The organism is Methanosarcina spelaei, assembly GCF_002287235.1.
Taxonomy (GTDB): Archaea; Halobacteriota; Methanosarcinia; order Methanosarcinales; family Methanosarcinaceae; genus Methanosarcina; species Methanosarcina spelaei.
Genome location: NZ_LMVP01000268.1, coordinates 25,671 through 35,975, shown reverse-complemented (window position 1 = coordinate 35,975; position 10,305 = coordinate 25,671). Strand labels below are relative to the sequence as shown.

The window sequence follows — 10,305 nt, the reverse complement described above, 5'->3', positions numbered from 1 at the left end:
TCTGGGAAAATTCCATTAACAGTAAAATTCACAGATAAAAGTACAGGAACACCGACTAAATGGAAATGGACTTTTGGTGACGGAAACACTTCAACAAAACAGAATCCAACTTATAAGTATTCAAAAGCAGGAAAGTATACAGTGACACTTACAGTTACCAACGCAGCAGGTAGTAATATGGTAACAAAAACGAATTATATAACAGTAGTAGCAAAACCCGTTGCTGCATTTTCCGCATCTCCAACGTCCGGGAAAGTACCATTAACAGTAAAATTCACAGATAAAAGTACAGGGTTGCCAAGTTCCTGGAAATGGACTTTTGGAGATGGGAGCACTTCGACAGTTCAGAACCCAACGCATAAGTATTCCAAAGCAGGAAAATATACTGTTAGCTTAACAGTAAAGAATGTTATTGGAAGTAACACCAAAACTATCTCTAACTATATTACAGTAAAGTAAGTGGAAAATATTGATGAAAACTAATAAAATATCCAAGGTCTAAAAGGTATTTATATTTGATTTAGTCAATCAATCAATCAATCAATCAATCAATCCTTTTAGCCTTGTTTGAATTTTCTGTAATTTTTTAAACTTTCTATTTTAATACCTATTACTTGTCTATCCGAAAAATATTGCTTTAATTTTTCAACGTGCATTATTGAATTTTAAGATAGGTTCTTAGTGCCGGAACAAACTCTGAGAAATTTATCTTTAAATGTGGGTAATATATCATTTGAAAATCTCTTATAGTTCTCAGCGTAATTCATTTATAAAAAATAATTACAGATTCTTCACATAATCTCAATTAGTAGCGCCACAGCATATACGATGACTTTTTTTGAGTGCCATGGCGAACATTTTTTATATATTAACCTGATGTATGCTCCAGATTGAGGTGCAGCCGTGGAAACAAAGACCATTAAAATTAGTGCCGAGCTCTACGAAGCGCTCGATTTTTGTAGAGACAGGAATAGTGATAGTGCCTGGGAGTCTAGGAGCACGATAATTTCAAAATTATTAGTGCGATACGATGACACCTGCCGGCTTATACACGAGGACTGCAGCTACTGGTTCGTCGTTAATGGCAGGAAACGAAGTTTCCCGGAGCTCACGCATACTACGGAAAATGTGAGAATTACGCAAAACCTTCATGACAGGCTCAATGAAGCAAAGATCCATCCTGATGAGACAATAAATACCATCTTGCAGCGCTTATTGTTTTCTTACTATGGAAACAAACTGGTTTACCGTATTAATATAAAATCCACCAGCAGCAAAGATAACCAGGACTTAATATTTTTCATGCACGAGGTCCTCCTGACAGAACCAAAATTTAATAACGCATTGTTTATTGAAGTTGTAAATGTAGAGAATTACCCGGAAATGAAGAGTAAATACGAAAGAAGTACATTACCTCTATCGATATTGTACGATTTTGAAGGCCATGAGGTCTGGCGCATGGAAGGAAAGCATGATCTATATGAGGTGAGAAGAAAATTAGAGTCCTTTATCGATTCGTTAGAAGAGTTTATTGACTGATGTGCAGGCTGGAGCTTGCAAACAGGCGATTTTCTGCATCTCACTCAAAAAAGCTTTTGAATATCTTTTGTTTTTATGTGGTAATACTAACGGACTCATTTTATATGGTCCAACATGGACATTTAGCTATACTAACCGGTAGTTGAACTTTAAGTTTGTTAGGAATTGCTTTTTTGAGAAAGTTTAGGATCATAGTTATCTTTACAGACTAGGCTATCCTTACGGACATTAGAAGTTTAACTCAAAAAGTTTCGTTATTACTTTTATGCTTTTGAGCATCTCGATAATAATAGGCGTAGTGTTATCAAGTTTTTCAGGTGTCAAGTTAGCAGGTGTCATCATATCGTCAGGATATCAGAGGCTTGCATTAAATCGTTCTACGTTTTCGTTTAAGGAAATCAGGGAATTTTCTATCTCACTCGAATTTCCGGGGTTTGATTCCAGCACACAGAGTATTGAATTCACTACTGCTATGCCTGCCTCTATCATCTGAAACACGGGTGTGAGAAACCGAAAGTTAAGGCCGATTTCCTGGTCCGTTACTTCAGTTTCGTTATATGTTGACGCGAAATCAGTTTCATTATTTTCGTCTTCAAAAGTGGTCTCCTCTCCATCAGTTAGTGCCACTGAAGTTGAAAGCGTTGACAAAATAACCAGGAAGCTTGCAGCTATCCTCAGGTAAAAAACCTGGACACTATCCATAATAATTTCCCCCACTAATACTTCTCAAATTTAGTAAAATCACTCAATGATTAAAAATAGACTCATTGGACTATAAAAAGTTAATCATTCGTATAAATTATTATAACAGGTGGAAAACCTTCATAAGGAGAAAATAGGTTACTAAATATCTGGTGAATAAGATGTTAAGAAAACATTCTCTATAAAAAATTTGCAAGAATCTGTGAGGGATTATGTTCACGCTACTGTTCTATAATTATACTTTTAAGTGAAGTGAAACTGTAAACCATGGAATAAAGGAAAGTAAGGAAAGTAAGGAAAGTAAGGAAAGTAAGGAAAGTAAGGAAACTATAAGACTTCTCTAAATCGAGAAAAAAGAAAGTAAGGAAATTATAAGACTTCTCTAAATCGAGAAAAAGTGATGATAAATGATAACTTGAATGCGTTAAAAAACCAAAAGCATGACAGAGATACTTTTAGTTTGATAAAGTCCTATAATGAAGCACTTTCAAAACCGAGATTAAAAAAGCATCATATCTGAAACTCTGTTCTAATATATTTATAAATGTCCAGAATTAAAGTGTCCAGAATTAAAGTGCCCGAAATTAAATTGTTTGAGTTCTTATGTGGTTATATGTGGTTATTTTTTCGATAAAATTATAAGTAATGGATGAATAAAATGACATAGGGCTTATTCGTTAGTCCTTTCAAATGAGTGCCGGTTAAATGCAGGAGAAACCTTTAATAAATTTCAAGGTTCTGTGCAATTAAGGTTCTCCTGCTTCTGCACCCCGGCAGAGGATTGTACAAATGAGCCCACTTTGGTTTTATATTTTACTTAATTATTGAATTTGTGGTTGATAAGTCAGAGTGATTGATCAGTATCTGATCAATCTCTCTTACCACCAGCCGCCACATTCGTCGCCTTTGATCTTACAGGCACGAACTGCTGTTATGCAACAAACCTCTTTCTCCTTTTTGCATCCACAACCACAGCCGTCGCCGCCAAAGAAACCACCAAAGCCGCCAAAGCCGCCAAAGCCGCCGCCGCAGCCACAGCCACAGCCACAGCCACAATTATCGAACTTTTTAAAGAACGGAAATCCTCCCATTGTATTTACCTCCATATTTACTATATTTTATCACTTTTTTAGTCAATTGATCTAATATTTTATATATTTTAGTAGATATAATATATGATTCGAGTAATATTTCTCAAATCAAATTTTATATCGACCCACCAACTATTTTATTACCCCTGATAATCGCATTGTGGTCTGTCTTCGCGTGAAGAAAAATCAGTTTAACTTCAGTTATCAGGAAGTACAATTAATAATATAATTGTAAATTATATAAGCATAATAGAATAATATGTTCTTAATATTAAATAGTCATTGAAAAAGCTGGGAAATCATGCTCCGTAAAACGCGTTAAATTTCAAGCTTAATTTACGAATTTTAATTCCTTTAATTTATATAAAACCAGGAGTTCAAGTTTTTAATTTTATATTTAACCAAAAAATAAAGCTTCTATGGTATAAATACATTATATTCTCTGATTATGCCCTTTTTAGAGGCTTAATATAAGTCAATTTAACAAACAAAAATAGAGTCACTTATATGATTTTTGAACCTTAGTACTCTAAGATTTTTATATAAAAGTGAACTACTCATGAAATGATATTCATAAGATTAATTATTTGCTTTAAGTACATAAACTCCTATTTAAATTAAATACTCCCGAAAACCGAACTAAAAAGAATAAATCTTAACTGCAGTTGGAATAACTAAATAAATTCTAGTATATGACTCACACCTAGATAACATGAAAAATTAGAGTAACTGTGGGAAAATAAGTAAATGCAGATCTCTTTTTTTAGATCTGTAAAGGTGTTCACAATTATATCAAATTCTTATAAGACTGGTTCTAAACTGCGTTAGTAATGGACTAATAAATATAGATGAGCTCATTCATTAAAAAGCGCCGGTTAATTACAGAAGAGACCTTTCAGCACATTTTAGAACTCTGATACAATCAAGGTTCTCTTTCTATATCCGACAAAGGGCTGCATGAATGAGCTATCATTGGTTTTATGTTTTTATATTTGTCTATTTAATATGTGGTTCGGTTAGTCAGCATTAGGCTATTGGTTTAGCGCCTGCTCTTAACAGTCGCCGCCCCAGCCGCCCCAGCCGCCGCCGCAGCCGCAGCCGCAGCCACAACCATCAAATCCTCTTCCAAATAATCCAAATCCTCCACCCATTATATTTACCTCCATATTTTACTATATTTGTTGTTTTATGTTTTTCTAGTTAATTCACACAATTTTTATATATTGGGAAAGATATATTTTGGAGATTAGAGTACATATTTCTCAAATCAAATTTTATATCGACTTCCCAACTCTATTATTACTCCTGACAATCGTGTTATAATCTATATCCACTTAAAAAGAGACAGATTTAACTTTAATTGCCAGAAAGTACAATCAATAATATAATTGTAAATTATATAAATAGAATAGAATAATAAATTCTTAACATTAAATAGTCATTGAAAAAGCTGTGAAACCATACGCTGAAAAATCATGTTTAGTTTTATATTTAATTTATAAAACTTGAGTTTTTAAATATCTCGGTGAGCCAGGGCTTATAGTCTGCAATTTAATATTTATACAAAAATAAAACCTGGATGGTATAGATACGCTATAACATCTGGTTATAATCAATTTGAAGGCTCAAAACACGCGCGTTTAGTAAAAGAAAATAGTATTACTCATTCGGTTTTTAAACCTTATCACTTGTACATATTGAGAAGAAAGTATCCTATTTTTTAAAATAAATTATTCTTATAAAATAGTGAACTTTTAATTTAATCAGCCTGAATAGAAACCCGCTTTCAAACATATGAAGCTTGTAGTTGCTAACCTACAGGTGATAAAATATATAGCCATCAACTCAAGACAATTAATCTGGAATGACCTTTCTGTCCTGAAGTGATGACTACTTTTATTCATCCATACTCAATATTTATTGAGCTCAGCCATTGGGCCTAGCGTTTGTTCTTACCACCAGTCCCATAAGCCGCAGCCGCCCCAGCCACCGCAGCCACCCCAGCCGCCGCAGCCACCCCAGCCACAGTTACCAAACCACATTATATTTACCTCCAAGATTTTTGCTATTTTATTTAGACTTTTCAAATGACATATAGTGGGTTTTTCAGGTTAGAGAATTATACCTATAGTTAAAGGTCTCACCCACTCCCAACAGTACTTTCACGACGACTTTTTAAAATTTAGTGGAGTTACTTATTTCCGATTATATAGGAACAATCTTGTCATGAAAGTACAATTTAACATAGAATTATAAATTATATAAAAGACCTAGAATAACTGTTTCTTAATATAAATAATCTTTATAAAACTAAACAAACCTTCTGTCAGTAAAACAAACTTACTTTTACATTTATTGTATAACTTATAATTTTATTGAAGCTCTCAACTAATTAGGAACAATAATCTGGAATTGAATACTTAACCAAAAAATATTGTCTTGATGACCCCTATAAGCTTTATATCCAACCTAAATTCAATTTAAGGTCTTAAAAAGTGTTTATTTTCTTGAAAAAGTTGGATAACTCTTCTTATTTCTCTACTGCATCACTTTAGTCTTTTTCGTCCTAAGTAAAATATTCATATAAAGGACGACTTTTTAATAGGATAATTTTTTCGATTCAGCGTGTAAATAAAAAGGAAATAAGTTGTCAATACGTTATAATTACATTATTTTTATTTGAACAGCTTGTGTTTTAAAAGTCATAAATCCCTATTAATTTCTTTGCCCATTTCAATTTCTTTTTCTTAATCGGGTTTACATCGTTATCTTCAAAATCAAAACCCACCAGCTTAATTTTTTTAGCTCCAAGTTCCGTGGCTACAAAAAAACATCGGTCTCCATCACTGAAGCCTCCAAAATTATAGACCTTGTCAAAAGGTCTTGCCTGGGTAGTTGCAATAAATCGTCTAAAGCGAGGTACATATTTTTCAAGCTTATCGATATTGTCCCCATGCGCGTGAATAAGGACTATTGAGCCCTTTTGGCAGGCAAGGATTTCTTTTTCAATATCCGCTTCGGAATTGCCGTCAAGGTCGGTACAGATGACCTCAGGCACAATGTCCATGTCCATTAGCACAGCAGCAGCCCCATCGGCTGCAATTACCGTAAAATCAGAAAGATTAATTTCCGAAAGGTCGCTTCTGAGCCCTGGAGCATTTCCACAGACCAGGACACACTTTCCGGAAATTATAGTTTTAAGTTCAGACAGACTGACAGTATTTTCTTGGATCAGCATGCCGGAAAGGAAAATGGCTGCCTTTTCATCACCTACTCGATCGAACCCGAAATCCTCAAGGATTCGTTTGTAAATCGGTTCCCAGGTAGCAAAATCCATATGAATCAGTTTCCTTTCCATCTTATATTTTGAGTTCAGAGTTTCTTTGATTTTCAATCTTTTTTAAGGGTTTATTTCTTTGCAATACCCATCTTCATTGCAATGCCTTCGACATCCCAATCCTTTATAAGGGCTCCAGGAACATCGATATCACTGCCAAGGTCAAGAATATCGGCTCTTACCTCTTCTGCAATCAGGTCCTTAAGAGTTTCAACAAGCTTCAGGACCCTTTCATCTTCGATCCGGACCGAGGCACGGATGTTCTCGTCCACCACAAGGTCAAGTTCCTTCCGCATGTCCTGAAGCCTGCGAATAACTTCCCTTGCATATCCTTCAGCCTCCAGTTCTGGAGTCAGGTTTGCGTCCACATAAACAAGGCCAGCATCAGATTCTGCACTTGCGGCACCTTCTGGTAGGGTTTCTTTGAAGTTTGCCATGTCCGGAGTAACTGTAACTGTTGTTCCGTCTGCAAGAGAGAGTTCAAACTCACCAGTCTCGACAAAGGCCTTTTTCAAAGCAAGGCCGTCAACCTTCTGCAGGGCAGGAATGACTTTTCCTGCATCCTTCTTAAATACAGGGCCTATTTTGCTCGGATCAGGGATTACTTCAAGCCCGAGTTCATTCCAGCTCTCACCAATAGGTGTAAGGACAATTGCCTTGGAATTTGTCTGGTCCATAAGGACTGAGCGCAGTCTCTCGACAGCCTTTGATGCATCCTCACTTTCAGGAGAAAGAACTATTCGGGAAACAGGCCACCTGAGCTTTCTTCCTGCTTTCTGGCGGGCGTTTGAGGCTGCTTCCACAATAGAACGTGCAGTGTTCATAGCCGCTTCGAGCTCAGAGTCAAGGTAGACATCATTGACCTTTGGCCAGTCGCACATATGAACCGATCCCGGTGCATCTGGATCTACATTTCTTATCAGGTTCTGGTACATCTCTTCAGCCAGGTAAGGCATGAAAGGAGAGATCAATTTTGTAAGGGTTACGTAGACTTCATAAAGCACGCAGTAAGCTGCAAGCTTGTCAGGGTCGTCGGCTTCGGTCCAGGTTCTTGGACGGATAAGCTGAATATACCAGCGGGAAAGGTCTTCCAAAGTAAACTCAAGAATCTCACGCACAGCTTTATGCAGGAAATACCCGCTCATTGCTTCATCTACAGCCTTAACAACGGACTGAACTCTTGAGAGAATCCACCTATCCTCTTCCCTGAGCGCATCTTTTACGGAATCAAGGCTAACCTTAAGCGGATCAAAATTATCGAGTGCCATATAAGGCAGCGGGAATCTGAAAACATTCCAGAGGATATTGACCGAACGGTGGACGTTTTCCACTTCTTCCAGGTTAAACTTAAGGTCATCCCAGGGTGCACTTGAGGAAAGCACATAGGCACGCAGAGTGTCAGCCCCGTACCTGTCAATGATATCAATTGGGGAAATTACGTTTCCAAGACTCTTTGACATTTTCTTTCCGCCTACATCGAGCGTAAAGCCGTGCATGAGCACGCTCTTGTATGGAGCTCGTCCGAAGCCCACCATACTTGCTCCTAGCTGTGAATAGAACCAGCCTCTTGTCTGATCCTGCCCCTCAGTGATAAAGTCCGCAGGCCACCATTCATCAAACTGTTCCCTGGTCTGCGGGAACTTCAGGGTAGCCCAGGAAGCGACAGCTGAATCAAACCAGACATCGAAAACGTCTTCAACACGTTTTTTCTCTCCGCCGCATTCACATGGGATAGTTATTTTGTCTACGTAGGGGCGGTGAAGTTCGACATCTCCGCTTATTCCGGATTTTCCCAGCAATTCGGCTTTGGTTCCTATTACCTCAAGTTTTCCGCATTTCTTACACTTCCAGACCGGAATCGGAATTCCCCAGTAGCGCTGCCTGGAGATGCACCAATCTCTGGCGCCTTCAACCCAGGTCCTGAATCTGGCTGAACCTGCCCAGTCAGGGTACCAGTCTACAGCATCAATTGCCTCAAGCATTTTATCCTTTATCTCTGTAACCTTGAGGAACCACTGCTCGGTTGCAAGGTAGATTATGGGAGTCTTGCAGCGCCAGCAGTGCCCGTACCTGTGCGTTACGGTCCCTTCTGCAAGCAGCCTGTTGCGTTTTTTCAGGTCTTCAATGACAATCGGGTTTGCCTCTCTGACGTTCTTGCCGGCATATTCCCCGGCTTCCTCAGTGTAGGCACCGTTCGGGCCCACAGGACAGAGGATCGGAAGCTTATATTTCACGCCAACGTTAAAGTCGTCCATACCGTGCCCTGGGGCAATATGTACACAACCTGTGTTTTCTGCAGTTACGTAGTCAGCAAGATAAACGCCATGCTTTATCTCGTTCTGCACAGGCACCAGATCTCCAACAGGACTTTCGTACTCAAGTTTCGTCAGATCTTCCCCGAGCATTGTCTCAAGTACTTCGTAATCAACATACCTGCCCTGTTTAAGGACATTTTCGATCAGGTCAGTGGCTGCAATTAAAATCTCTTCAGAGCCGTCTTGCCTGATTGCTCTGAATTTTGAGTACTCAAAACAGGGATGTACGGCTACAGCTACATTTGCGGGAATTGTCCAGGGTGTTGTTGTCCAGATGACAATGAAAGTATTTTCTTCGCCTTTGATCTTAAATTTCACATAGATCGAAGGGTCGGTCCTCTCGGCATATTCGACCTCGGAGTCTGCAATTGCAGTCTCACAGCGCGGGCACCAGTTGACCGAACGCTTGCCCACATCCAGCAAGTCTTTCTCACTGGCCTGCTTGAGAGTCCACCAGGCAGCCTCAATGTAATCATCTTTTAAGGTCATGTAGGGGTCATCCCATTGCATCCAGACCCCTAGCCTCTGAAACTGCGCAGTCATTTCCTGCTTCTGGTTGATGGCAAATTCCTTACATTTCTCAATAAAATTCTCTACCCCGAAGCTCTCAATGTCCTTTTTGGACTTAAAACCGAGCACGCCTTCGACTTTGACCTCAATCGGCAGGCCGTGCATATCCCAACCAGGGCGCTCGAGAATATTACGATTATTCATGGAGTAATAGCGAAGAATGGAATCTTTGATGATCTTATTCCAGGCAGTTCCCAGGTGGATATGTCCGGTCGTATACGGAGGGCCGTCAACAAAAAAAAGTCTTTTTCCAGTCTTGCGGTGCTCTCGGGTCTTTCGATAAGCATCGCTATCTTTCCAGAGCTCCGTTATCTTTTTTTCGATTTGCTCTGCGTTATACTTGGCAGTGATTTCTTTTATCATATAGGGTCTCCCTGAAGAAAGATTAGCTAAAGTGAAAGTGCGGTCAGTGCAGTCCTGTCCTGCAGATGTCCTGCAGCTGCCCGATAAGTATTAATAATAAATGCAAACCGGTGGACTACTGGAAAACTTTACTACCGCCGCTTATATATCAAACTTCAAATAAGTATTTAACGAACATAATATCCGTGTTCGGGAAAGAACGTTTTTGTCTGTCCTGAAGAAAACTGATCTTCCACACGCCAATCAATTATTCAGTAATTGCTGTACTTGATTTAAGCTTTGTTATACCACAAGCCTTTTCAAAAAAGGCTTGAGCGAAAACCCCGAGCAGTGCTTGGATTTGAAAAACTTATCCTCTAACCCTATAGGCGTGATCACAAGCCTTTTC

6 protein-coding genes are annotated in these 10,305 nt (G+C 38.6%); 2 read left to right on the top strand and 4 right to left on the bottom strand.

All coding sequences use genetic code 11. The features are described 5' to 3' along the window. Together ASJ81_RS12700 and ASJ81_RS12695 are read left to right on the top strand one after the other, a co-directional pair. On the top strand, positions 1-459 hold a 459-nt coding region (locus ASJ81_RS12700; RefSeq protein ID WP_141241713.1), incomplete at its 5' end, for a PKD domain-containing protein. 444 nt (positions 460-903) lie between these two features. Then, complete coding sequence (locus tag ASJ81_RS12695; RefSeq protein WP_095644747.1) at positions 904-1,539, top strand: hypothetical protein; 636 nt, start codon at positions 904-906, stop codon at positions 1,537-1,539. Between the two features lie 354 nt (positions 1,540-1,893). Here the strand turns inward: ASJ81_RS12695 and ASJ81_RS12690 are convergent, their stop codons facing one another. The 4 genes from ASJ81_RS12690 to ileS form a co-directional block, all read right to left on the bottom strand. Next, positions 1,894-2,241 carry a hypothetical protein gene (locus ASJ81_RS12690; protein WP_095644746.1) on the bottom strand — a complete coding sequence of 116 codons (348 nt, stop codon included), beginning with the start codon at positions 2,239-2,241 and terminating at the stop codon, positions 1,894-1,896. 878 nt (positions 2,242-3,119) lie between these two features. After that, positions 3,120-3,332, bottom strand: coding sequence for a hypothetical protein (locus tag ASJ81_RS22235; protein ID WP_141241712.1), 213 nt, complete (start codon positions 3,330-3,332; stop codon positions 3,120-3,122). Between the two features lie 2,695 nt (positions 3,333-6,027). Next, positions 6,028-6,669 carry a 6-hydroxymethylpterin diphosphokinase MptE-like protein gene (locus ASJ81_RS12685; RefSeq protein ID WP_095644754.1) on the bottom strand — a complete coding sequence of 214 codons (642 nt, stop codon included), beginning with the start codon at positions 6,667-6,669 and terminating at the stop codon, positions 6,028-6,030. Between the two features lie 71 nt (positions 6,670-6,740). Continuing rightward, complete coding sequence (ileS, locus tag ASJ81_RS12680) at positions 6,741-9,917, bottom strand: isoleucine--tRNA ligase (RefSeq protein ID WP_095644745.1); 3,177 nt, start codon at positions 9,915-9,917, stop codon at positions 6,741-6,743. Between the last annotated feature and the right edge of the window lie 388 nt (positions 9,918-10,305).

Excerpts from the sequence above, each read along its gene's own strand:
- ASJ81_RS12690 (WP_095644746.1), bottom strand. The coding sequence starts at position 2,241 with ATGGATAGTGTCCAGGTTTTTTACCTGAGGATAGCTGCAAGCTTCCTG.
- ASJ81_RS22235 (WP_141241712.1), bottom strand. The coding sequence starts at position 3,332 with ATGGGAGGATTTCCGTTCTTTAAAAAGTTCGATAATTGTGGCTGTGGC.
- ASJ81_RS12685 (WP_095644754.1), bottom strand. The coding sequence starts at position 6,669 with ATGGATTTTGCTACCTGGGAACCGATTTACAAACGAATCCTTGAGGAT.
- ileS (WP_095644745.1), bottom strand. The coding sequence starts at position 9,917 with ATGATAAAAGAAATCACTGCCAAGTATAACGCAGAGCAAATCGAAAAA.